The sequence below is a fragment of the Cedecea sp. B1(4) genome, from assembly GCF_059414925.1.
In genome coordinates this window covers 1-21,171 of sequence record NZ_JCAHMZ010000007.1, presented here as the reverse complement: position 1 = coordinate 21,171, position 21,171 = coordinate 1, and the positions used below count along the sequence as shown (strand labels likewise).

The window sequence follows — 21,171 nt, the reverse complement described above, 5'->3', positions numbered from 1 at the left end:
ATGCTCAAATCGACACTGGCGGCTGTTGCAGCTGTATTCGCCCTCTCTGCGCTTTCACCTGCAGCGCTGGCTGCAAAAGGCGATCCGCACGTCCTGTTGACCACCTCGGCTGGCAATATTGAGCTTGAGTTAAATAGCCAAAAAGCGCCGGTTTCGGTCAAAAACTTCGTGGATTACGTCAACAGCGGTTTTTATAACAACACTACCTTCCACCGCGTAATCCCGGGCTTTATGATTCAGGGCGGCGGTTTCACCGAAGATATGAACCAGAAGCAGCCTAACGCACCGATTAAGAACGAAGCGGACAATGGCTTGCGTAACACCCGCGGCACCATTTCTATGGCGCGTACCGCAGACAAAGACAGCGCAACCAGCCAGTTCTTTATCAATGTGGCCGATAATGCCTTCCTGGACCACGGCCAGCGTGACTTTGGCTACGCCGTATTTGGTAAAGTGGTCAAAGGTCTGGACGTTGCCGATAAAATTTCCCAGGCGCCAAGCCATGACGTCGGCCCGTACCAGAATGTGCCGACTAAACCTATCGTGATTCTTTCCGCGAAGGTCCTGCCTTAAGTATTTCTGCGCGGGCCTCAATCGCCCGCGCTACGCCTTCCCTGAAGCAGAGAATTTCAATAAGTGGTGAGCCTGGCGTTGGAAAGCGACTAGAATAGCGCGTTCTTTTTTGCCCTGGAGCTGCCATGTTACTGCTTATCGACAACTATGATTCCTTCACCTGGAACCTCTACCAGTATTTTTGCGAACTGGGTGAGGAGGTGTTGGTTAAGCGTAACGATGAAATTGGGCTGGAAGATATTGAGCGCCTGACCCCGGACAAGTTGGTGATCTCTCCAGGCCCTTGTACCCCGACCGAGGCGGGTATTTCACTTGCCGCCATTAATCACTTTGCCGGGCGGCTACCGATTCTTGGCGTTTGTCTCGGACATCAGGCTATTGCGCAGGTGTTTGGGGCGACTATCGTGCGGGCCGAACAGGTGATGCATGGCAAAACCTCCGCCATCAGCCATAACGGCGGCGGCGTATTCCGTGGGCTGAATAATCCGCTGACCGTGACGCGCTATCATTCGCTGCTCATTGATCCCGATACCCTGCCTGACTGTTTCGAGGTTACGGCGTGGACGGATAAGCAGGAAATTATGGGCATCCGTCACCGCTCGCTGGATCTTGAGGGCGTGCAGTTCCACCCGGAAAGTATTCTCAGCGAACAGGGGCATGCGCTGCTGGCGAATTTCCTCCAGAGATGAATTGTCACTTGCCTGTTTTTGGTTTTTTATGCATATTTCGTGATTATATTTTCATTAAAATCTAACGCATAAAAACGGGTGGGGAATAAATGGCAACTGAACAAGCAGCGGTTACGCGGGCAACCTTCGATGAAGTGATTCTGCCGATTTATGCACCAGCAGAATTTATTCCAGTGAAAGGGAAAGGCAGCCGCGTGTGGGACGCAGCCGGGAAGGAGTATGTGGATTTTGCCGGAGGCATCGCCGTGACCGCACTGGGGCATTGCCACCCTGCGCTGGTGGAGGCGCTGAAGACCCAGGGTGAAGCCCTGTGGCACACCAGCAACGTTTTTACTAATGAGCCCGCCCTGAAACTTGCCCGTAAGCTGATTGATGCCACCTTTGCCGAGCGCGTCGTCTTCATGAACTCCGGTACGGAAGCGAACGAGACGGCTTTCAAGCTGGCTCGCTATTATGCTTCGACCCGCCATAGCCCGTACAAAAGCAAAATCATCGCCTTCTACAATGCGTTTCACGGGCGTTCGCTGTTCACTGTTTCCGTGGGTGGACAGGCTAAATACTCCGACGGCTTCGGCCCGAAACCTGCCGACATTATTCATGTGCCGTATAACGACCTCGCGGCGGTGAAAGCGGTGATGGGCGATCATACCTGCGCGGTAGTGGTGGAGCCGATTCAGGGCGAGGGTGGCGTGACCGCCGCGACGCCGGAGTTCCTGCAGGGGCTGCGCGATTTGTGTGATGAGCATCAGGCGCTATTGGTCTTTGATGAAGTGCAGTCCGGCATGGGCCGCACGGGCGAGCTTTTCGCTTACATCAACTACGGCGTCACGCCAGATATTCTGACCAGCGCCAAAGCGCTTGGCGGTGGCTTCCCGGTAAGCGCTATGCTGACCACCCATGAAATTGCCTCCGCGTTCCACGTCGGTAGCCACGGTTCTACCTACGGTGGCAACCCATTGGCCTGTGCGGTGGCCGGGGCGGCTTTCGATATCATCAACACGCCGGAAGTTCTCAAAGGTGTGGCGGACAAACGTCAGCTTTTCGTTGAACAACTGCAAAAGATAAACGCACAGTTCGATCTTTTCAGCGACATTCGTGGCATGGGACTGTTGATTGGTGCAGAGCTTAACGAGAAGTACAAAGGGCGTGCCCGCGAGTTTCTCTACGCTGGCGCGGCAGAAGGTGTGATGGTATTGAACGCCGGGCCGGACGTTATGCGCTTCGCGCCTTCGCTTATTGTCGAGGACGCGGATATCCTGGAAGGGATGCAGCGTTTCGCCAAAGCGGTTGCCAGCGTGGTAGCCAGCTAAGGCTAACCCGAGCGTCGCAGACGGCGGTTGAGCCAGATCCCATGATGAGGCCGCTGGCGCCAGGCGACCGAGGAGATGGTATGCATGGTGTTCAGGTGGCCAATAATCCGCTGTAAATGCTGCTCCATGGTGCTTAACGGCCCCGTGGGCAGCGTGTCCGATTCCAGGATATTCGCGTCGTTCGACCCGCCAGGCCCGTCATACTCCAGCCTTTGCTGGCATCGCTGTAACCCAATCTCACAAGACTGTAGATATTTCTGCGCCAGGTCCGGCGTCAGCATGTTGTGTTCGCGCGCCAGCGTGGTCATGGCGTTGATATGCTCGACGATGAACTGGCTGTGCGTCACCCAAAGTTTCATGTCTGCCAGGTAGTGGGAGTTAAAGCCTGGCTCCTGCATCGCCTGATTGAGCGAGTTAAACAGCGCATTGTGCGCCTGGTTGACCCGCATACGCTGCCAGGCCAGCGGCGTGGGCTCTGGATCGTTGCTCAATATCAGCCGAATAGCATCCTGATCTGCCTCCAGCGCGTCGTGGGCGTTCTGACGCAATAGGCCGGTTTGCCACTGTGGCCACAGCCAGATCATGCCGCCAAAGGCGATCAGGCAGCCAAGAAGAGTGTCTATGAGCCTGGGAATGATGTAACTCTCGGCGCTGAGGGTAATGAGCTGCAGGGTATATACCGCCGTGACGGTAAAGCCAATGGTGGCCCAGCCGTAGCTTTTGCGGATAAACAGGTAGCTCACCAGCGTAATCATTAACATCGCCAGCAGGGTGTAGCTGTCCGGGACGTGGAAGTGCAGGGTGATACCCGCGATACACAGCCCTGCCATGGTGCCTGCCGCCCTGTGAACAATGCGCACCCGCGTTGCACCGTAGCCGTTTTGCGTCACGAACATCACCGTCATTAGGATCCAATACGGCTTTGGCAGGTGTAAGAAGGAGCCCAGCAGGCTGGCAATGGTCAACATCACACCTAAGCGCGCGGAGCTGCGCAAAGCGGAGGATTTGAACGAGAGATAGCTTTTCAGGGCCGGGAAAAACGGTAAACGGCGTTCCCTGTCCTCCATTAAATCCCTCACGTACAGCGGCCGCTGGGTTTTCAGTACCCGGGCAATGCGGCTGAAGTGGTAATGGCAGAACTGCCCCACTGGATTGTCCGGGTTCTGGCGAGCTATTTTTTCCAGGGCGTCGATCTGCTTATCCATGGTAAAGCGCGTTGGATAGCGGTGATAAAGAATATCGTCTGCCAGCACGCGCAGGCGCGCGGCGATGGTTTGGGCATTCCAGCGGATCACCGCCTCGGCATGGCTTTGCTCGACCAGTTTTTGCACCTCTTCAGGCTGGTGCAGGCTTACCGAAATGTGTTCCTGCAGATCCAGCGCAACCTGGAAAGCGCGTAATAGACGCTTGTAGCCGTTTTGCTGGTTGGCCGATAGCATATGCAGCTGCTGATAGCAGGTGGTGATCAGATCGACGGCTTTTTGTTGGCGGGCCAGCAGCGGCGGCAGCGCTTTTTCCGGGTCGGTATGCTGGGTCAGCAGGCTGTATTTTGCTTCGCAGTAATCTGCCAATTGGCGGTACAGCAGGCTGAGCGACTCCCTGAGCGGCTGTTCGCGCCAAAGCCGGAACCAGAACCAGTTGAAAGCGCCGTACCAGATGGTACCGAAGATATAGAGCACCATCGGTTTCCATATAGGCATGTTACCGGCCATGCTGAGCGTAAAAATAGCGGCGATCAGCGATGCGGGCAGCAGGCGAGCGTGAAGTGAACTGATTTCCGCCGTCACGCCGAGCAGCAGAGCCATGACGATCAATATTGCCGGCAGCGGGATGTGGGTATAGAGCAGCAGAAGCTGCAGGATAAGGCTGCTGAGGGCGAACAGGCTGCCGCCTATAATCAAACGTTTGAAGAAGCGTTTGTGTGGTGTGTCCAGCCCGGCAATGTTGCAGCAGGCGGGAACTAACGAGAAGAGCAGGCCGTTTTGCAGGCTGCCAAGCAGCAGGCCGACAGCCACGGGAAGACACAGCACCAGCGTTTGCCGCAGCGCGTAGTTAACTTCCGGGTGGTAAATTAATCTCTTCCACATAGCCTGAATTGTAGAGACAAAAAAGGCGTGTTACCGAAGCGACACGCCTTTATAAGGGCTAATTAACGGGTGCCGTAAACGACAATCGTTTTACCGTGGGCGGAAATGAGGTTCTGATCTTCCAGCATTTTCAGAATACGGCCAACGGTTTCGCGGGAGCAGCCCACGATCTGACCGATTTCCTGGCGGGTGATTTTGATTTGCATCCCGTCCGGGTGGGTCATGGCATCCGGCTGTTTAGCCAGGTTAAGCAGCGTCTGAGCGATGCGGCCGGTCACGTCGAGGAAGGCAAGGTTGCCAACTTTCTCAGAAGTCACCTGCAGGCGGCGCGCCATCTGGGAAGAAAGACGCATCAGGATATCCGGGTTGACCTGAATCAGCTGACGGAATTTTTTATAGGAAATTTCAGCTACTTCACAGGCTGTTTTGGCACGAACCCAGGCGCTACGCTCCTGACCTTCTTCGAATAAACCTAATTCACCAATGAAATCACCCTGATTCAGATAAGAAAGGATCATCTCCTTGCCTTCTTCATCTTTAATCAGAACAGCTACGGAGCCTTTGACGATGTAGTACAGCGTCTCCGCCTTTTCACCCTGGTGAATCAGCGTGCTCTTCGACGGATACTTATGAATGTGGCAATGAGACAAGAACCATTCGAGAGTCGGGTCTGTTTGCGGTTTGCCAAGCACCATGCGCGGTTATCCTCTGTTATAAACTGGCTACCAAAGACAAGACGTGGAACCTCTTGTCTGGCGTTGCAATCGTGAAATTTTCCCAAGCCCTGGGAGCTGGCGGGCAGGTTAACCCTGCGGCCTGTAATTAGTCGTTTCCTCTGCTTACGGCATAAACGTCTCTGTATCGCAGCAGCATCCGGATTGTTTTAGCATAGCTTTTGGTTAGTGTCTTGTATTGTCTCGTTTCAGCATGACCTGGATCGCCTTACGTTGCCAGTTTTCACGTAGACGCGTAATCTGAAAGAAATTTTTATTACGGGAGTAGGTAAAATGCAGGCACGTGTTAAATGGGTGGAAGGCATGACCTTCCTCGGCGAATCCGCTTCTGGCCACCAAGTTCTGATGGACGGTAACTCCGGGGATAAAGCGCCAAGCCCGATGGAAATGCTGCTGATGGCCGCGGGCGGTTGTAGCTCAATTGACGTGGTGTCGATTCTGCAAAAAGGCCGCCATGATGTGACGGATTGTGAGGTGAAACTGACTTCCGAACGTCGTGAAGAAGCACCGCGTCTGTTTACCCGCATCCATCTGCATTTTGTTGTGACCGGGAAAGAGCTGAAAGAAAGCGCGGTTGCCCGCGCCGTTGAGCTGACCGCAGAGAAATATTGCTCGGTGACGTTGATGCTGGAGAAAGCCGCCGAGATTAGCCACAGCTACGAAATTATTGAAGCGTAAGTAGAAAAGGGCGGTGTAAAGCCGCCCTCACGCTATCAGGCAATTTTCCTGCCTTCCGCCAGCCGCTGCACCAGCGGGGCCATGATCAGCTCCATCGCCAGCCCCATTTTCCCGCCCGGTACCACCAATGTATTGATGTGGGAGATAAACGACCCCTGCAACATCGCCAGCAGATAAGGGAAGTCGATGTCGTCCAGCCCACGGAAGTGAATGACCACGAAGCTTTCGTCCAGCGACGGAATGGCTCGCGCGGCAAACGGGTTAGAGGTGTCTACGGTCGGAACGCGCTGGAAGTTGATATGGGTACGTGAGAACTGCGGCGTAATGAAGTTGATGTAATCGTCCATGGATCGCACTACGGAATCCATCACCGCTTCCCGTGAATGGCCGCGTTCGCTGGTATCGCGCACCAGTTTCTGAATCCATTCCAGGTTAACGATGGGCACCACGCCTACCAGTAAATCGACGCAGTCGGCGACGTTATGTTGAGGGGTGACTACACCGCCGTGCAGGCCTTCGTAAAACAGGACGTCAGTGGGCTCCGGGAGCGGCTGCCAGGGCGTAAAAGTGCCCGGCACTTGGTTCCACGGCACCGCTTCATCGTAGGTATGCAGGTATTTACGTGCTTGCCCTTTGCCGGTCTGGCCGTATTCGATAAAAGTTCGTTCCAGTAACCCGAAGTCGTTGGCGTCTGGCCCAAAGTAACTAATATGGCGGCCAGCATCGCGTGCCTTGCGGATGGCCATGTCCATTTCCGGGCGGGTATAGCGGTGGAAACTGTCGCCTTCAACTTCGGCGGCGCGCAGGTTGAGCTGCTGGAAAATCTTGCGGAAAGCGAGGCTGGTGGTCGTGGTACCGGCGCCGCTGGAACCTGTGACCGCAATAACCGGGTGTTTGGCTGACATAGGGTGAAAACTCCGTGAGGGATCGGAAAAGAGATCTGTATCTGCTTGTTATACTTTTCAGCCAGTATAGATCACCCTGCCAGTCAGCGGTCAGCCGCGAAACTGCCCGCGCGGCATAATGTTCACCGTTTCATGGAGTTCAGACCAAACCAGCACGGCCTCGCCGTTTTGTAACTGGCGCTTCACGTCGGCGACTTTTTGCGTCAACGAGCGCTCCTGCTCACCATAATCGGTGCCTTCCCGTAATACAAAAGATTCAATCAAATTGTCGAGCGTTTCAGGGTCGAGATCTTGCCAGGGAATGATCATTTCAGTGGTCCAGGAAGCGGGTTAGCCAATCGGGAATGCGCTGCTCAAGCCACATCTGTGGGCGCAGCAGAGTCCCGCCGACAAAGCCAACATGGCCGCCGTAAGTCGTGAGCTGGTAGTGGATATTGGGCGGCAGCGTTTCGCGATCCGGGATGACGTGGTGATCCATAAACGGGTCGTCTTTGGCGTGGATAATCAGCGTCGGAGCGGCAATTTCCGGCAAAAGCGGCATGGCGCTGCACTGGCGATAGTAGTCCAGCGCGTCGGCAAAGCCATGGATCTTCGAGGTAATTAAGTCATCGAACTCGCGAATGCGGCGCAGGCTTTTCAGCTTGCGGAGGTCGATAGGCAGCGAGCCAGGGTAGCTCTTCAGCTTACGGGCGGCATTTTTCTTCAGCAGATTCAGCAGGTAATGCTGGTAGACGCGCGAGAAGCCCTGCTCCATGTGGTAGCAACACTGCTCAAGCATCAGCGGGGCGGAAACAATCACGCCTGCTTTCAGCGTGCAGGCAGCGCCCTGTTTTGCCATCAGGCAGGCGAGCATGTTCCCACCCAGCGAAAAACCAACTGCGGCGGTGGGGACTTCACCGTAGCGCTGATTTAACCATTCGAGAAAGTAAGTGCCGTCTTCGGTTTCGCCGGAGTGATAAATGCGTTCTTTACGGTTCGGCACGCCGCTGCAGCCGCGAAAATGCATCACCACGCCCAGCCAGCCGCGTTTTTTCGCCGCTTCTATCATGCCGTGAGCATAGGGGCTGTGGAGGCTGCCTTCCAGTCCGTGAAACACGACCAGGCGAGGTTTGTGCATAGCGGTTTGCGGATCTTCGCTCCACGCAAGATCGACAAAATCCCCGTCCGGCATATCCAGTCGCTGCCAGTGGGGTTTGAAATTGATTCGACGACGAATCAAACGTGGGATCATGGTTTGCAGATGCGGGTTACTGAGTCCGCGCATCGGGCGGAAATCGTCACCTTCATCATGATGAATATTCAATTCTAAAGGACTTGTACTGGCCATATCACACTGTTAGTTTCGTTTAGTTCGCTAATTATTCTTCGGGTGTGGAGCACCCAATTCATGGACTTAACGCTTTTTCTTTCGATGCTGGGCTTTCTCTGGGTCGCCGCCATCACACCTGGCCCTAATAATACGCTACTTACCGCATCCGGGGCGAATTACGGTTTCTTCCGCAGCCTGCCGCTGATGATTGGCATCATGCTCGGGATGCAGTGCATTTTAGTGCTTGTTGCCTTCGGCGTAGGCAGCTTAATCCTGCTTTACCCCGCTCTGCACCTTATCCTGAAGATTGCCGGGAGCGTTTACCTTTTGTGGCTAGCCTGGAAAATTGGCACCGCGAAATACGAGCGCCTGGAAACGGATGCGGCCCCGCCGTCTCCGGTACCTTTCTGGCAAGGTGGCCTGCTGCAGGTGATTAACCCTAAAGCGTGGCTGATGGCGCTGGGCGCGGTAGCCAGTTTCAGCCTGGCGGGCGCAGCCTACCTGCATTCCGTGGCGATGATTAGCGTAGGGATTGCGCTGGTGAACATTGTGGCCGGGGTTATCTGGATAGCCTTTGGCAGCCTGATTGGCCTGTTCCTGCGCAGCCGTCGCTCCTGGGCTATTTTCAACGTCAGCATGGGCGTGTTAACCGCCGCCTGCGTGTTGCTTATCTGGCGTTGAGGGCAAACCCTCTCCTCGCGAGGAGAGGGAAACGTTCGCGTTTAGTCGGCCTGCAGCATCTGTTCAAGCTGTTCCTGAATATCCAGCCATTCCATCTCGCACTCTTCCAGCGCCGACTTCACTTTTACCTGCGTTTGCAGGCATTCGTTCATCTCGGCTTTACGGCTCTGGTCGTAGATAGCGCTGTCTGCCAGCTTCTCTTCTACTTCTGCAAGCTGAGCGTTCAGCTTTTCCATCTGCTTTTCAAGCTGGGTAATTTGCTTGCGCAGCGGCTGAGTTTGGGTGCGAAGTTCGGCCTCACGGCGCTTCTGGTCCTTGCGGGCCTGGGCGCTGTTGGCGTTATCCTTTGCTGATTCAGCGGGCTGATTCTCCTGTTTTTGCAGGTCGCTCAACCACTGTTGGTAATCCTCGAGGTCGCCATCGAAAGCTTCCACTTTGCCGTCGTGCACCAGGTAGAGATCGTCCGTGGTGGAGCGCAGCAGGTGGCGGTCGTGCGAAACCACAACCAGCGCGCCCTCAAAGTCGATGAGCGCTTCGGTCAGCGCCTGGCGCATGTCGAGATCGAGGTGGTTCGTCGGTTCATCGAGCAGCAGCAGGTTAGGGCGCTGCCAGACAATCAGCGCCAGCACCAGCCGGGCTTTTTCACCGCCGGAGAAACGCGCCGTTTGTTCCGTGACTTTATCGCCCTGGAAACCAAAGCCGCCCAGATAGTCACGCAGTTGCTGTTCCAGCTCGCGTGGGGCAATACGAGCCAGATGCTGAAGCGGCGATTCATCGGCGCGCAGGTATTCCAACTGATGCTGGGCGAAGTAGCCGAGCTTGATGCCTTTGGCCAGGCCAATGTCACCCTGCAGCGGCTGTAATTCACCGGCCAGCAGTTTGATTAACGTGGATTTCCCCGCCCCGTTTCGGCCCAGCAGGCCAATACGCGAGCCAGGAACAAGGTTCAGCTTGATGGAGTTGAGGATCACTCGCTCGCCGTAGCCTGCGCTGACCTTTTCCATCCTCAGCAGCGGGTTGGGAAGGTTTTCTGGCGCACGGAAGCTGAAGTGAAACGGGTTATCGACGTGAGCCGGGGCAATCAGCTCCATGCGCTCCAACATTTTCACGCGGCTCTGCGCCTGCTTGGCTTTGGACGCTTTAGCTTTAAAGCGATCGATAAAGCTTTGCAGGTGGGCCACTTTTTGCTGCTGGCTTTCGTACATCGACTGCTGTTGAGACAGGCGAGTTGCGCGCTGGATCTCAAACGACGAATAGTTGCCGGTGTACTCGAACATATTTTCCTGTTCGATGTGGATAATTTTATCGACCACCGGATCGAGGAAGTCCCGGTCGTGAGAGATAAGAATCAGGGTACCCTGGTAGCTTTTCAGCCAGCGCTCCAGCCAGATGACCGCGTCCAGATCGAGGTGGTTGGTTGGTTCATCGAGCAGCAGCAGGTCGGAACGGCAAATCAGCGCCTGGGCAAGGTTAAGACGCATGCGCCAGCCGCCCGAGAAATCGCTTACCGGGCGTTCCAACTGTTCATTGCTGAAGCCCAGACCGTGCAGCAGGCTGGAGGCGCGTGAGCGAATGGTCCACGCATCTACCGCGTCCAGCTTGCCGTGAACCAGCGCAATGGCGTGACCGTCGTTGCGTTCGTTGGCGACGTTTAGCTCGGCTTCCAGCTTGCGGAATTCACGGTCGCCGTCGATCACATACTCTATCGCCGGCATCGCAAGGGCGGGCGTTTCCTGATTCACCCAGGCAAGCTGCCAGTTGCCGGGAAAGCTTGCGCTCCCGCCATCGGCGCTTATCTCGTTTTTCAGCAACGCCAGCAGCGTGGATTTCCCGCAGCCGTTTTTACCCACCAGGCCGACTTTTTGACCGGGGTTGATGGTGGCGGTGGCGTTATCCAGCAGAACGCGGGTGCCGCGACGAATTTGTAACGAGGAGAAAACAATCATAAAGCGCCGTATGTTCAGAGTATGTTAAATTGTCATTGTAATTCGTTAACATGTCGCTTGGGCAACAGGTCGGGCTGCATGGTAGCCCAAAATAATGACTATGACGACGCCCTGGAGGGTAATGATGTCGCAGCCGCCGAAAGTTTTGCTGCTGTATGCCCATCCGGAATCCCAGGACTCGGTGGCTAACCGGGTTTTGCTTCAGCCGGCTCTGCAGCTTGAAAATGTGACCGTACACGATCTCTACGCGCACTATCCCGATTTCTTTATCGATATTTATCACGAACAGTCATTGCTGCTGGAGCACGATGTCATTGTTTTTCAACACCCTCTTTATACCTACAGCTGCCCTGCGTTGCTGAAAGAGTGGATGGATCGCGTCCTAAGCCGGGACTTTGCCAGCGGCATCGGAGGCAACGCGCTGGCGGGAAAGTACTGGCGCAGCGTGATCACCACCGGCGAGCCGGAAGGGGCCTATCGCTATGACGGCTATAACCGCTTCCCCTTAACCGAAATTTTACGACCTTTTGAGCTCACCGCGGCGATGTGCAAGATGCACTGGCTGATGCCGATTATCGTTTACTGGGCGCGCCGCCAATCTAAGCCGGAGCTGCAAAGCCATGCGAAAGCCTATGGTGAGTGGCTGGCGAATCCGCTGTCGATGGGAGGACGCTGATGGAAGGTTCTGATTTACTGTTGGCGGGAGTGTTGTTTCTTTTCGCCGCGGTTGTTGCCGTACCGGTTGCCGCACGTTTAGGCATTGGCGCCGTGCTGGGCTATTTGCTGGCAGGTATCGCCATTGGCCCCTGGGGCTTAGGGTTTATCAGCGATGTTGATGAAATCCTGCATTTCTCCGAGCTGGGCGTGGTGTTCCTGATGTTTATCATCGGGCTGGAGCTGAATCCGTCGAAGCTATGGCAACTGAGGCGCTCTATCTTTGGCGTTGGGGCGGCGCAGGTGATTCTCAGCGCAGTGGTGCTCGCGGGCCTGCTGATGCTGACGAATTTTTCCTGGCAGGCGGCAGTGGTGGGCGGTATCGGCCTTGCGATGTCTTCCACAGCGATGGCGCTGCAGCTGATGCGTGATAAAAGCATGAACCGCAGCGAATCCGGTCAGCTAGGCTTTTCGGTCCTTCTGTTCCAGGATCTGGCGGTGATCCCGGCGCTGGCGCTGGTGCCGCTGCTGGCCGGGAACGGCGACGATCATACCGACTGGATTAAAGTCGGCCTGAAGGCGTTGGCGTTTATCGGCATGCTATTGGGCGGGCGCTATCTGCTTCGCCCGGTTTTCCGCTTTATTGCCGGGTCCGGGGTGCGTGAAGTCTTTACCGCGGCTTCGTTGTTGCTGGTCCTTGGCTCGGCGCTGTTTATGGATGCGCTTGGGTTTTCTATGGCCTTGGGGACGTTTCTGGCTGGCGTGTTGCTGGCGGAAAGCGAATATCGCCACGAGCTTGAGATTGCTATCGATCCGTTTAAAGGCCTGTTGCTGGGGCTGTTCTTTATCTCTGTTGGCATGGCGCTGAACCTGGGCGTTTTGTTCACCCATTTGCTGTGGATTGCAGTGAGCGTGGTTGCGCTGGTGGCGGTGAAAGCCACCATTTTGTATGGCCTGTCGCGGGTGTATGGTTTGCGCAGCTCTGAGCGGCTGCAGTTTGCTGGTGTGCTAAGCCAGGGCGGTGAGTTTGCCTTCGTGCTGTTTTCCGCGGCGGCCTCACAGAAGCTGTTCCAGGGCGATCAAATGCCGCTGCTGCTGGTGACGGTGACGCTGTCGATGATGACCACGCCGCTGCTGATGAAAGGTGTGGATGCGATTCTTGCCCGGCGCTTTAATCCGGGCGAGGAAACTGAGGAGACGCCTTACGTTGAGGACGATCATCCGCAGGTTATCATCGTCGGATTTGGGCGTTTTGGTCAGGTGATAGGCCGTCTGTTGATGGCGAATAAGATGCGTATCACCGTTCTTGAACGGGATATCAGCGCCGTAAGCCTGATGAGAAAATACGGTTATAAAGTGTATTACGGTGATGCGACGGAAGTGGAACTGTTGCGTTCGGCGGGAGCGGAAGAGGCCAAATCCATTGTTATCACCTGCAATGAGCCGGAAGATACGATGCGGATAGTCCACCTCTGTCAACAACACTTTCCACATCTTGCCATACTGGCGCGTGCTCGTGGCCGCGTTGAGGCACATGAATTGTTGCAGGCCGGCGTTAAACTGTTCTCGCGTGAAACCTTCTCCAGCGCCCTTGAACTTGGGCGTAAGGCCTTGCTCACGCTGGGTATGCATCCTCACCAGGCGCACCGGGCTCAATTACATTTCCGCCGACTGGATATGCGTATGCTGCGTGAACTGATGCCAATTCACACGGACAGTGCGCAGATTTCCAGGGTGCGGGAAGCCCGGCGTGAGCTGGAAGATATTTTTGAACGTGAAATGCAGCAAGAGCGTCGGCAGCTGGACGGCTGGGACGAATTTGAATAAGGGTGAAGCCAATGTCAGTGCGTAAGCGTTTTATTGCCGGGGCCGTTTGTCCCAAATGCCAGGCTAAGGATTCTCTCGCGCTGTGGCGCGAGAACAACGTTGATATCGTTGAGTGCGTAAAGTGTGGCCATCAGATGCGAGAGGCCGACAAGCAGGTTCGCGAGCACGTTCGCGAGCAGGAGCAAGTGATAGGGATTTTTCATCCCGACTAGCGAGATGGAGCAGCTTTTTTTAAGCTAGAGGGTACAGCGGCGCAGATTTCCGCTACAATCGGCGCCAGTTTTTTCCCTACGCTCGTTCAGGAGATATCATGAAAGTAGCAAAAGACCTGGTGGTCAGCCTGGCCTATCAGGTACGTACAGAAGACGGTGTGTTGGTCGATGAGTCTCCGGTGAGCGCGCCGCTGGACTACTTGCACGGTCACGGCTCCCTGATTTCTGGCCTGGAAACGGCGCTGGATGGTCACGAAGTTGGCGACAAGTTTGACGTTGAAGTGGGCGCGAACGACGCTTACGGTCAGTACGACGAAAACCTGGTGCAGCGCGTACCGAAAGACGTTTTCATGGGCGTTGACGAGCTGCAGGTTGGTATGCGCTTTATGGCGGAAACCGATCAGGGTCCAGTGCCGGTCGAAATTACCGAAGTGGAAGACGAGCACGTTGTGGTTGACGGTAACCACATGCTGGCCGGCCAGAACCTGAAATTCAACGTGGAAGTTGTTGCTATCCGCGAAGCGACCGCTGAAGAGCTGGCCCATGGCCACGTTCACGGTGAGCACGACCATCATCACGACCACGATCACGATGGTTGCTGCGGTGGTCACGGCCACGATCACGACCATGGTCACGAGCATGGTAAAGGCGGTTGCGGTAACGGCGGTTGTGGTTGCCACTGATCGCTGTGAAAGAGAAAAGGCCGCGTTAGCGGCCTTTTTTACGTCTGTTATTCAGTAATGCGGCGGTGGCGTCTCTTCTGACTCTGAAGCGATCATCGACGGCTGGCTGGCCTTTAGCTTTTCAACCAGCAGGCGGAAATGCTCGCGAAGTTTGACCATCTCAAGCTCGTGCGCCGTCACGGTCTGGTTCAGCTCTTCAATTGTAATCTCCTGAAAGGCGAGACGACTCTCGAGATCTTCCAGCCGTTGTTCGGTGGATTTAGTGTGCATGGCGGTTCCTCTTTTGCCTGCGCGATGGACAATATGCGGTGATTTTACTGAAAATGACCCAGCTTTACAGCGCAGAAGCGCATTGAAGGAAACTTCTTTAAACAAAAAGAATCTCAATTTGACTCGATAACTCGCTGAGAGATTGTGTAGATTTCTTTCACGACGTTATAGTACGTCACTTAGCTTATTTGAAACCCTGGGGTGAGAGGCCCCGGCCCTTGGAGAAATGGATGAAATCATTATTTAAAGTAACGCTTCTGGCGACCACAATGGCCGTTGCCCTTAATGCCCCTGCTTTTGCGGCGCCTGCTGCAGCGAAAGATGCACCTGCGGCTCAGGCTGACAGCAAAGCGGCCTTTAAGAACGACGACCAGAAAGCTGCCTATGCACTAGGCGCATCGCTCGGGCGTTACATGGAAAACTCCCTGAAAGAGCAGGAGAAACTGGGGATCACCCTGGATAAGGCTCAACTGATCGCGGGCGTACAGGATGCGTTTGCGGATAAGAGCAAACTGTCTGACCAGGAAATCGAACAAACTCTGCAGGCGTTCGAGACTCGCGTAAAAGCCTCCGCTCAGGAGAAAATGGAGAAAGACGCTAAAGAGAACGCGGACAAAGGCAAAGCCTTCCGTGATGCTTTCGCCAAAGAGAAAGGCGTTAAAACGTCTTCTACCGGCCTGATGTATAAAGTTGAGAAAGACGGTACCGGTGATGCGCCGAAGGATACCGATACCGTTGTGGTTAACTACAAAGGTACGCTGATCGACGGTAAAGAGTTTGATAACTCCTATACCCGCGGTGAGCCACTGTCCTTCCGCCTTGATGGCGTGATCCCAGGCTGGACCGAAGGCCTGAAAAACATCAAGAAAGGCGGCAAGATCAAGCTGGTTATTCCACCAGAGCTGGCTTATGGCAAAACCGGCGTGCCGGGGATCCCTGCCAACTCTACGCTGGTGTTTGAAGTTGAGCTGCTGGACATTAAACAAGCGCCAAAAGCTGACGCTAAGCCAGCCGCTGCTGCAGATGCTAAAGCCGCTGACGCAGCCAAAAGCAAGTAATTAGCAGGTCGTTTGAACCGCCGCCCACCGGGCGGCGGTTTTGTTTTTGGCACCAGCGTTTATTCCCCCCACGCGTAATGAGGAGAATAAAGACTGGAAAGCACATCTTACGTTGTATTACCTTAGCGGGCAGCGTTTCAACCGAGTATGAGTCTGCCCTGACACCATCAAAGCGCGACAGGCTCTCTTTAGAGTAAATTGCTGGCAACGTCTTTTATCCATAAAACGCTCAATTTGCAGCAATAAAAATAATGGACGAAGTCTGCTGATTTACCCCAAACGCCCGAGAACCCCGTTGTCCGGACGTTTGTCATCAATCTGAGAGGGTGGTATTTTTTCATGTCCAATTCGCTTTTAACCAACGAAACCAGTGAACTTGATTTGCTGGACCAGCGTCCTTTTGAACAAACCGACTTCGAAATATTAAAATCCTATGAAGCGGTCGTGGACGGGTTAGCGATGCTGATTGGTTCCCATTGCGAAATCGTTCTGCACTCCCTGCAGGACCTGAAATGTTCAGCTATTCGTATCGCTAATGGTGAGCATACCGGGCGAAAAATAGGCTCGCCAATTACCGATCTGGCCTTGCGCATGCTGCACGATATGACCGGGGCCGACAGCAGCGTCTCTAAATGCTACTTCACTCGCGCAAAAAGCGGTGTTCTGATGAAGTCGGTGACGATTGCGATTCGCAACCGCGACCAGCGTGTGATTGGTTTGCTTTGCATTAACATGAACCTCGACGTGCCGTTCTCCCAGATCATGTCGACCTTTATTCCACCGGAAACTCAGGATCAGGAAGTGCCGTCTTCGGTAAACTTTGCGTCCTCCGTGGAGGATCTGGTGATGCAAACGTTGGAATTCACGATTGAAGAAGTGAATGCCGACCGTAACGTCTCAAATAACGCCAAGAACCGCCAGATAGTGCTCAACCTCTATGAAAAAGGGATCTTCGACATCAAAGATGCCATCAACCAGGTTGCCGATCGGTTGAACATTTCCAAACACACCGTTTATCTCTACATTCGCCAGTTCAAAAACGGCGACTTCCTCGGTCAGGATAAGTAATGCGTTTTGCCTTGATGGTTACTGGCCCGGCTTATGGGACGCAGCAGGCAAGCAGTGCATTGCTGTTTGCCCGGGCGTTGCTGGCGGAAGGACACTCGCTGGAGAGCGTTTTTTTCTACCGTGAAGGGATTTATAACGCCAATCAGCTGACCGCCCCGGCAAGCGACGAAGTTGATCTTGTCCGCGAGTGGCAGAGCCTGAGCGCGCAGCACGGTGTGGCACTGCATATTTGCGTGGCTGCGGCATTGCGTCGCGGTGTGACCGATGAAGAGCAGGCCAAATCTTTGGGGCTCAAGGTGAGTAATCTCCAGCCTGGCTTTACGCTTAGTGGCCTCGGGGCGCTGGCGGAATCCGCGCTTACCTGCGAAAGAATGGTGCAGTTCTAATGAAACGTGTCGCTTTTGTTTTTCGATCGGCGCCGCACGGCTGCACCTCTGGCCGGGAAGGGCTGGATGCATTATTGGCGACGTCGGCCCTGTCAGAAGATATCGGCGTGTTCTTTGTTGGCGATGGTGTTCTACAGCTGCTGCCGGGGCAACAGCCTGCCAAAGTGCTGGGCAGGGATTACATCGCCACTTTCCGCATTTTGCCGCTGTACGATATTGAGCAGTGTTTCCTTTGCGCTGCCTCAGTAAGGGAAAGAGGGCTATCGGGTCAGGCATCCTGGGTTATCGATGCGGAAGCGCTTGAGCCTGATGCGCTTCGGGAAAAACTGAATCATTACGATGTGGTACTTACCTTCTGAGGCTCCTATGCTGCATACCTTACGTCAGTCGCCCTTCCAGTGTGATATCACCGAGATTCTGCGTTATGCCCAGCCTGGTGACGATTTACTGCTGATTGAAGACGGCGTGATTGCCGCGCTGAATGGCAGCCGGGCGCTTGAATTACTGCTTTCCGCCCCCATTACTGTTAGCGCTCTGCAAGAAGATGTTGAGGCTCGGGGCCTCTCTGCTCAAATTTCGGCCAAAATTGAGCGTGTCGGCTATACTGACTTCGTCAGATTAACGATAAAACATAGCCAGCAGTTCGCCTGGTGAGGGCGGATCGCTGTATATTTCTTGACACCTTTTCGGCTCAGCCCTAAAATTCTGCGTCCTCATATTATATGAGGCCGTTTTATTACGTGTTTACGAAGCAAAAGCTAAAACCAGGAGCTATTTAATGGCAACAGTTAACCAGCTGGTTCGCAAACCACGCGTACGCAAAGTTGCAAAAAGCAACGTGCCTGCGCTGGAAGCTTGCCCGCAAAAACGTGGTGTATGTACCCGTGTATATACCACCACTCCTAAAAAACCAAACTCCGCACTGCGTAAAGTTTGCCGTGTGCGTTTGACTAACGGTTTTGAAGTCACCTCCTACATCGGCGGTGAAGGTCACAACCTGCAGGAACACTCCGTGATCCTGATCCGTGGTGGTCGTGTTAAAGACCTGCCAGGTGTTCGCTACCACACCGTTCGTGGTGCGCTTGACTGCTCCGGCGTTAAAGACCGTAAGCAATCTCGCTCCAAGTATGGCGTGAAGCGTCCTAAGGCTTAATGGTTCTCCGTTAAGTAAGGCCAAACGTTTTAAATTAATGTCAAAATAAACTCTTTGAGTTTTGGACAATCCTGAATTAACAACGGAGTATTCCTATGCCACGTCGTCGCGTGATTGGTCAGCGTAAAATTCTGCCGGATCCTAAGTTCGGATCAGAGCTGCTGGCTAAATTTGTAAATATCCTGATGGTAGATGGTAAAAAATCTACTGCAGAATCTATCGTTTATACCGCGCTGGAAACCCTGGCTCAGCGTTCTGGTAAAAACGAGCTGGAAGCTTTCGAAGTCGCTCTGGACAACGTCCGTCCGACCGTCGAAGTTAAGTCCCGCCGTGTAGGTGGTTCTACTTACCAGGTTCCAGTTGAAGTTCGTCCGGTTCGTCGTAATGCTCTGGCAATGCGTTGGATCGTTGAAGCTGCTCGTAAACGCGGTGATAAATCCATGGCTCTTCGCCTGGCGAATGAACTGTCTGATGCTGCAGAAAACAAAGGCACTGCAGTGAAGAAACGTGAAGACGTTCACCGTATGGCTGAAGCCAACAAGGCGTTCGCTCACTACCGTTGGTAATAAATCCTTCGTAGTGTTACCCAAGCGGGCGCTTCATGAAGCTGCCCGCTTTGGGTTACTTAACTTGAACGTCCCAGGATATAGAGGAATCAAATGGCTCGTACAACACCCATTGCACGCTACCGTAACATCGGTATCAGTGCACACATCGACGCCGGTAAAACCACGACTACCGAACGTATTCTGTTCTACACCGGTGTAAACCACAAAATCGGTGAAGTTCATGACGGCGCTGCAACCATGGACTGGATGGAGCAGGAGCAGGAGCGTGGTATCACCATTACCTCCGCTGCAACTACTGCATTCTGGTCTGGTATGGCTAAGCAGTATGAACCGCACCGCGTAAACATCATCGACACCCCAGGGCACGTTGACTTCACCATCGAAGTAGAACGTTCCATGCGTGTTCTTGACGGTGCAGTAATGGTTTACTGCGCAGTTGGTGGTGTTCAGCCACAGTCTGAAACTGTATGGCGTCAGGCTAACAAATACAAAGTTCCACGCATCGCGTTCGTTAACAAAATGGACCGTATGGGTGCAAACTTCCTGAAAGTTGTAGGTCAGATCAAATCCCGTCTGGGCGCGAACCCTGTTCCGCTTCAGCTGGCAATTGGTGCTGAAGAAGGTTTCACCGGCGTTATCGACCTGGTGAAAATGAAAGCCATCAACTGGAACGATGCAGATCAGGGCGTTACCTTCGAATACGAAGATATCCCAGCTGACATGCAGGACCTGGCTGACGAATGGCACCAGAACCTGATCGAGTCCGCTGCAGAAGCCTCTGAAGAGCTGATGGAAAAATACCTGGGCGGCGAAGAGCTGTCCGAGGAAGAAATCAAGAAAGCTCTGCGTCAGCGCGTTCTGAACAACGAAATCATCCTGGTTACCTGTGGTTCTGCATTTAAGAACAAAGGTGTTCAGGCGATGCTGGATGCGGTAATCGATTACCTGCCAGCACCAACCGACGTACCGGCAATCAACGGTATTCTGGATGACGGTAAAGACACGCCGGCTGAGCGTCACGCAACTGACGACGAGCCGTTTGCTGCTCTGGCATTCAAAATCGCAACTGACCCGTTCGTTGGTAACCTGACCTTCTTCCGCGTTTACTCCGGCGTTGTTAACTCCGGTGATACCGTGCTGAACTCCGTTAAAGCTGCTCGTGAGCGCTTTGGCCGTATCGTTCAGATGCACGCTAACAAACGTGAAGAGATCAAAGAAGTTCGCGCAGGCGACATCGCGGCTGCTATCGGTCTGAAAGACGTAACTACTGGTGACACCCTGTGTGATCCAGATTCGCCTATCATTCTGGAGCGTATGGAATTCCCAGAGCCGGTAATCTCCATCGCCGTTGAACCAAAAACCAAAGCTGACCAGGAAAAAATGGGTCTGGCTCTGGGCCGTCTGGCTAAAGAAGACCCATCATTCCGCGTATGGACTGATGAAGAATCTAACCAGACCATCATCGCCGGTATGGGTGAACTGCACCTCGACATCATCGTTGACCGTATGAAGCGTGAATTCAACGTTGAAGCGAACGTCGGTAAACCTCAGGTTGCTTACCGCGAAGCGATTCGCGCTAAAGTTACCGATATCGAAGGTAAACACGCCAAGCAGTCTGGTGGTCGTGGTCAGTACGGTCATGTTGTTATCGACATGTACCCACTGGAGCCGGGCTCTAACCCTAAAGGTTACGAGTTCATCAACGACATCAAAGGCGGCGTAATTCCTGGCGAATACGTCCCTGCCGTTGATAAAGGCATCCAGGAGCAGCTGAAATCTGGTCCACTGGCGGGTTACCCGGTTGTAGATCTCGGCGTGCGTTTGCACTTCGGTTCTTACCATGACGTTGACTCCTCCGAACTGGCGTTTAAACTGGCCGCTTCTATTGCCTTCAAAGATGGCTTTAAGAAAGCTAAACCAGTTCTGCTTGAGCCTATCATGAAGGTTGAAGTTGAAACTCCGGAAGAGAACACCGGTGACGTTATCGGTGACCTTAGCCGTCGTCGTGGTCAGCTGAAAGGCCAGGAATCTAACGCTACTGGCGTACAGATTCATGCTGAAGTTCCGTTGTCTGAAATGTTCGGGTACGCAACTCAGCTGCGTTCTCTGACCAAAGGTCGTGCATCTTACTCCATGGAATTCCTGAAGTATGATGACGCACCTAACAACGTTGCTCAGGCCGTAATCGAAGCTCGTGGCAAATAAGCCAACGCTTTTAACACAATGATCCCGTGCTCTCTCCACAAGGGGAGGGCACAATAGTAAGGAATATAGCCGTGTCTAAAGAAAAATTTGAACGTACAAAACCGCACGTTAACGTTGGTACTATCGGCCACGTTGACCACGGTAAAACCACTCTGACCGCTGCAATCACTACCG

25 protein-coding genes are annotated in these 21,171 nt (G+C 54.0%); 18 read left to right on the top strand and 7 right to left on the bottom strand.

Going from position 1 to position 21,171, the window contains the following annotated elements:
- The 3 genes from ppiA to argD all read left to right on the top strand — a co-directional run bounded on the left by ppiA (position 1) and on the right by argD (position 2,572).
- Positions 1–573, top strand: coding sequence for a peptidylprolyl isomerase A (gene ppiA, locus ACR6JA_RS15455; RefSeq protein ID WP_039288366.1), 573 nt, complete (start codon positions 1–3; stop codon positions 571–573).
- Positions 574–698: 125 nt separating this feature from the next.
- Positions 699–1,262, top strand: coding sequence for an aminodeoxychorismate synthase component 2 (gene pabA / locus ACR6JA_RS15450; protein ID WP_494494104.1), 564 nt, complete (start codon positions 699–701; stop codon positions 1,260–1,262).
- An 89-nt stretch (positions 1,263–1,351) separates the two neighbouring features.
- The gene (argD, locus tag ACR6JA_RS15445; protein WP_494494103.1) at positions 1,352–2,572 is read left to right on the top strand and encodes a bifunctional acetylornithine/succinyldiaminopimelate transaminase; all 1,221 of its coding nucleotides are present in this window, start codon (positions 1,352–1,354) and stop codon (positions 2,570–2,572) included.
- 2 nt (positions 2,573–2,574) lie between these two features.
- Here argD and ACR6JA_RS15440 read toward each other — a convergent pair whose 3' ends face one another.
- Both ACR6JA_RS15440 and crp read right to left on the bottom strand, forming a co-directional pair.
- Positions 2,575–4,659, bottom strand: a complete 2,085-nt coding sequence (locus ACR6JA_RS15440) for a YccS/YhfK family putative transporter (RefSeq protein ID WP_213713898.1) — start codon at positions 4,657–4,659, stop codon at positions 2,575–2,577.
- A 62-nt stretch (positions 4,660–4,721) separates the two neighbouring features.
- Positions 4,722–5,354 carry a cAMP-activated global transcriptional regulator CRP gene (gene crp, locus ACR6JA_RS15435; RefSeq protein WP_000242758.1) on the bottom strand — a complete coding sequence of 211 codons (633 nt, stop codon included), beginning with the start codon at positions 5,352–5,354 and terminating at the stop codon, positions 4,722–4,724.
- Positions 5,355–5,666: 312 nt separating this feature from the next.
- Between crp and ACR6JA_RS15430 the strand changes: the two genes are divergently transcribed.
- Complete coding sequence (locus ACR6JA_RS15430; RefSeq protein WP_166868079.1) at positions 5,667–6,071, top strand: OsmC family protein; 405 nt, start codon at positions 5,667–5,669, stop codon at positions 6,069–6,071.
- A 35-nt stretch (positions 6,072–6,106) separates the two neighbouring features.
- Here ACR6JA_RS15430 and ACR6JA_RS15425 read toward each other — a convergent pair whose 3' ends face one another.
- The 3 genes from ACR6JA_RS15425 to ACR6JA_RS15415 all read right to left on the bottom strand — a co-directional run bounded on the left by ACR6JA_RS15425 (position 6,107) and on the right by ACR6JA_RS15415 (position 8,303).
- Entirely contained in the window at positions 6,107–6,976 is an 870-nt protein-coding gene (locus ACR6JA_RS15425) for a phosphoribulokinase (protein WP_008457077.1), read from the bottom strand.
- A gap of 90 nt (positions 6,977–7,066) precedes the next feature.
- Entirely contained in the window at positions 7,067–7,285 is a 219-nt protein-coding gene (locus ACR6JA_RS15420) for a YheU family protein (protein WP_494494102.1), read from the bottom strand.
- A 1-nt stretch (position 7,286) separates the two neighbouring features.
- The gene (locus ACR6JA_RS15415; RefSeq protein ID WP_008457087.1) at positions 7,287–8,303 is read right to left on the bottom strand and encodes a hydrolase; all 1,017 of its coding nucleotides are present in this window, start codon (positions 8,301–8,303) and stop codon (positions 7,287–7,289) included.
- A gap of 60 nt (positions 8,304–8,363) precedes the next feature.
- Between ACR6JA_RS15415 and ACR6JA_RS15410 the strand changes: the two genes are divergently transcribed.
- Positions 8,364–8,966: a LysE family translocator gene (locus tag ACR6JA_RS15410; protein WP_008457089.1), complete on the top strand. Its 603-nt coding sequence runs from the start codon at positions 8,364–8,366 to the stop codon at positions 8,964–8,966.
- 41 nt (positions 8,967–9,007) lie between these two features.
- Here the strand turns inward: ACR6JA_RS15410 and ACR6JA_RS15405 are convergent, their stop codons facing one another.
- Positions 9,008–10,912 carry an ABC transporter ATP-binding protein gene (locus tag ACR6JA_RS15405; protein ID WP_166994603.1) on the bottom strand — a complete coding sequence of 635 codons (1,905 nt, stop codon included), beginning with the start codon at positions 10,910–10,912 and terminating at the stop codon, positions 9,008–9,010.
- Between the two features lie 124 nt (positions 10,913–11,036).
- Here ACR6JA_RS15405 and kefG point away from each other — a divergent pair, with 124 nt between their 5' ends.
- From kefG to slyD, 4 genes are all read left to right on the top strand, one after another.
- The gene (gene kefG / locus ACR6JA_RS15400) at positions 11,037–11,588 is read left to right on the top strand and encodes a glutathione-regulated potassium-efflux system ancillary protein KefG (RefSeq protein ID WP_312742455.1); all 552 of its coding nucleotides are present in this window, start codon (positions 11,037–11,039) and stop codon (positions 11,586–11,588) included.
- Complete coding sequence (kefB, locus tag ACR6JA_RS15395; protein WP_008457096.1) at positions 11,588–13,393, top strand: glutathione-regulated potassium-efflux system protein KefB; 1,806 nt, start codon at positions 11,588–11,590, stop codon at positions 13,391–13,393. The genes kefG and kefB overlap by 1 nt, the downstream gene beginning before the upstream one ends.
- Before the next feature lie 11 nt (positions 13,394–13,404).
- A complete protein-coding gene (locus ACR6JA_RS15390) occupies positions 13,405–13,605 on the top strand; it encodes a YheV family putative zinc ribbon protein (RefSeq protein ID WP_016538480.1) in 201 nt (66 codons plus the stop codon).
- A gap of 98 nt (positions 13,606–13,703) precedes the next feature.
- On the top strand, positions 13,704–14,288 hold the full coding sequence (gene slyD / locus ACR6JA_RS15385) for a peptidylprolyl isomerase (RefSeq protein WP_039288330.1): 585 nt from the start codon (positions 13,704–13,706) through the stop codon (positions 14,286–14,288).
- A gap of 51 nt (positions 14,289–14,339) precedes the next feature.
- Here the strand turns inward: slyD and ACR6JA_RS15380 are convergent, their stop codons facing one another.
- The gene (locus ACR6JA_RS15380; protein ID WP_008457099.1) at positions 14,340–14,558 is read right to left on the bottom strand and encodes a protein SlyX; all 219 of its coding nucleotides are present in this window, start codon (positions 14,556–14,558) and stop codon (positions 14,340–14,342) included.
- Positions 14,559–14,788: 230 nt separating this feature from the next.
- Here ACR6JA_RS15380 and fkpA point away from each other — a divergent pair, with 230 nt between their 5' ends.
- The 9 genes from fkpA to ACR6JA_RS15335 all read left to right on the top strand — a co-directional run.
- The gene (fkpA, locus tag ACR6JA_RS15375) at positions 14,789–15,616 is read left to right on the top strand and encodes an FKBP-type peptidyl-prolyl cis-trans isomerase (protein WP_008457100.1); all 828 of its coding nucleotides are present in this window, start codon (positions 14,789–14,791) and stop codon (positions 15,614–15,616) included.
- A gap of 339 nt (positions 15,617–15,955) precedes the next feature.
- A complete protein-coding gene (locus tag ACR6JA_RS15370; RefSeq protein ID WP_008457101.1) occupies positions 15,956–16,684 on the top strand; it encodes a helix-turn-helix transcriptional regulator in 729 nt (242 codons plus the stop codon).
- Positions 16,684–17,070, top strand: coding sequence for a sulfurtransferase complex subunit TusD (gene tusD / locus ACR6JA_RS15365; RefSeq protein ID WP_166994599.1), 387 nt, complete (start codon positions 16,684–16,686; stop codon positions 17,068–17,070). The genes ACR6JA_RS15370 and tusD overlap by 1 nt, the downstream gene beginning before the upstream one ends.
- The gene (gene tusC / locus ACR6JA_RS15360; RefSeq protein ID WP_213713906.1) at positions 17,070–17,429 is read left to right on the top strand and encodes a sulfurtransferase complex subunit TusC; all 360 of its coding nucleotides are present in this window, start codon (positions 17,070–17,072) and stop codon (positions 17,427–17,429) included. The genes tusD and tusC overlap by 1 nt, the downstream gene beginning before the upstream one ends.
- Positions 17,430–17,436: 7 nt before the next feature.
- A complete protein-coding gene (gene tusB, locus ACR6JA_RS15355) occupies positions 17,437–17,724 on the top strand; it encodes a sulfurtransferase complex subunit TusB (RefSeq protein WP_213713909.1) in 288 nt (95 codons plus the stop codon).
- Between the two features lie 124 nt (positions 17,725–17,848).
- The gene (gene rpsL, locus ACR6JA_RS15350; protein WP_008457105.1) at positions 17,849–18,223 is read left to right on the top strand and encodes a 30S ribosomal protein S12; all 375 of its coding nucleotides are present in this window, start codon (positions 17,849–17,851) and stop codon (positions 18,221–18,223) included.
- 95 nt (positions 18,224–18,318) lie between these two features.
- On the top strand, positions 18,319–18,789 hold the full coding sequence (gene rpsG / locus ACR6JA_RS15345) for a 30S ribosomal protein S7 (RefSeq protein ID WP_008457106.1): 471 nt from the start codon (positions 18,319–18,321) through the stop codon (positions 18,787–18,789).
- A 93-nt stretch (positions 18,790–18,882) separates the two neighbouring features.
- Positions 18,883–20,997, top strand: coding sequence for an elongation factor G (gene fusA, locus ACR6JA_RS15340; RefSeq protein WP_008457107.1), 2,115 nt, complete (start codon positions 18,883–18,885; stop codon positions 20,995–20,997).
- A gap of 71 nt (positions 20,998–21,068) precedes the next feature.
- Positions 21,069–21,171 (top strand): GTP-binding protein (locus ACR6JA_RS15335; RefSeq protein ID WP_029364778.1); only part of this gene is annotated, 103 nt, incomplete at its 3' end.

Excerpts from the sequence above, each read along its gene's own strand:
- ACR6JA_RS15380 (WP_008457099.1), bottom strand. The coding sequence starts at position 14,558 with ATGCACACTAAATCCACCGAACAACGGCTGGAAGATCTCGAGAGTCGT.
- pabA (WP_494494104.1), top strand. The coding sequence starts at position 699 with ATGTTACTGCTTATCGACAACTATGATTCCTTCACCTGGAACCTCTAC.
- ppiA (WP_039288366.1), top strand. The coding sequence starts at position 1 with ATGCTCAAATCGACACTGGCGGCTGTTGCAGCTGTATTCGCCCTCTCT.
- ACR6JA_RS15415 (WP_008457087.1), bottom strand. The coding sequence starts at position 8,303 with ATGGCCAGTACAAGTCCTTTAGAATTGAATATTCATCATGATGAAGGT.
- ACR6JA_RS15390 (WP_016538480.1), top strand. The coding sequence starts at position 13,405 with ATGTCAGTGCGTAAGCGTTTTATTGCCGGGGCCGTTTGTCCCAAATGC.
- ACR6JA_RS15440 (WP_213713898.1), bottom strand. The coding sequence starts at position 4,659 with ATGTGGAAGAGATTAATTTACCACCCGGAAGTTAACTACGCGCTGCGG.
- kefG (WP_312742455.1), top strand. The coding sequence starts at position 11,037 with ATGTCGCAGCCGCCGAAAGTTTTGCTGCTGTATGCCCATCCGGAATCC.
- ACR6JA_RS15425 (WP_008457077.1), bottom strand. The coding sequence starts at position 6,976 with ATGTCAGCCAAACACCCGGTTATTGCGGTCACAGGTTCCAGCGGCGCC.
- rpsG (WP_008457106.1), top strand. The coding sequence starts at position 18,319 with ATGCCACGTCGTCGCGTGATTGGTCAGCGTAAAATTCTGCCGGATCCT.
- ACR6JA_RS15410 (WP_008457089.1), top strand. The coding sequence starts at position 8,364 with ATGGACTTAACGCTTTTTCTTTCGATGCTGGGCTTTCTCTGGGTCGCC.
- crp (WP_000242758.1), bottom strand. The coding sequence starts at position 5,354 with ATGGTGCTTGGCAAACCGCAAACAGACCCGACTCTCGAATGGTTCTTG.
- fkpA (WP_008457100.1), top strand. The coding sequence starts at position 14,789 with ATGAAATCATTATTTAAAGTAACGCTTCTGGCGACCACAATGGCCGTT.
- tusB (WP_213713909.1), top strand. The coding sequence starts at position 17,437 with ATGCTGCATACCTTACGTCAGTCGCCCTTCCAGTGTGATATCACCGAG.
- tusC (WP_213713906.1), top strand. The coding sequence starts at position 17,070 with ATGAAACGTGTCGCTTTTGTTTTTCGATCGGCGCCGCACGGCTGCACC.
- argD (WP_494494103.1), top strand. The coding sequence starts at position 1,352 with ATGGCAACTGAACAAGCAGCGGTTACGCGGGCAACCTTCGATGAAGTG.
- slyD (WP_039288330.1), top strand. The coding sequence starts at position 13,704 with ATGAAAGTAGCAAAAGACCTGGTGGTCAGCCTGGCCTATCAGGTACGT.
- ACR6JA_RS15405 (WP_166994603.1), bottom strand. The coding sequence starts at position 10,912 with ATGATTGTTTTCTCCTCGTTACAAATTCGTCGCGGCACCCGCGTTCTG.
- ACR6JA_RS15370 (WP_008457101.1), top strand. The coding sequence starts at position 15,956 with ATGTCCAATTCGCTTTTAACCAACGAAACCAGTGAACTTGATTTGCTG.
- rpsL (WP_008457105.1), top strand. The coding sequence starts at position 17,849 with ATGGCAACAGTTAACCAGCTGGTTCGCAAACCACGCGTACGCAAAGTT.
- kefB (WP_008457096.1), top strand. The coding sequence starts at position 11,588 with ATGGAAGGTTCTGATTTACTGTTGGCGGGAGTGTTGTTTCTTTTCGCC.
- tusD (WP_166994599.1), top strand. The coding sequence starts at position 16,684 with ATGCGTTTTGCCTTGATGGTTACTGGCCCGGCTTATGGGACGCAGCAG.
- ACR6JA_RS15420 (WP_494494102.1), bottom strand. The coding sequence starts at position 7,285 with ATGATCATTCCCTGGCAAGATCTCGACCCTGAAACGCTCGACAATTTG.
- ACR6JA_RS15430 (WP_166868079.1), top strand. The coding sequence starts at position 5,667 with ATGCAGGCACGTGTTAAATGGGTGGAAGGCATGACCTTCCTCGGCGAA.
- fusA (WP_008457107.1), top strand. The coding sequence starts at position 18,883 with ATGGCTCGTACAACACCCATTGCACGCTACCGTAACATCGGTATCAGT.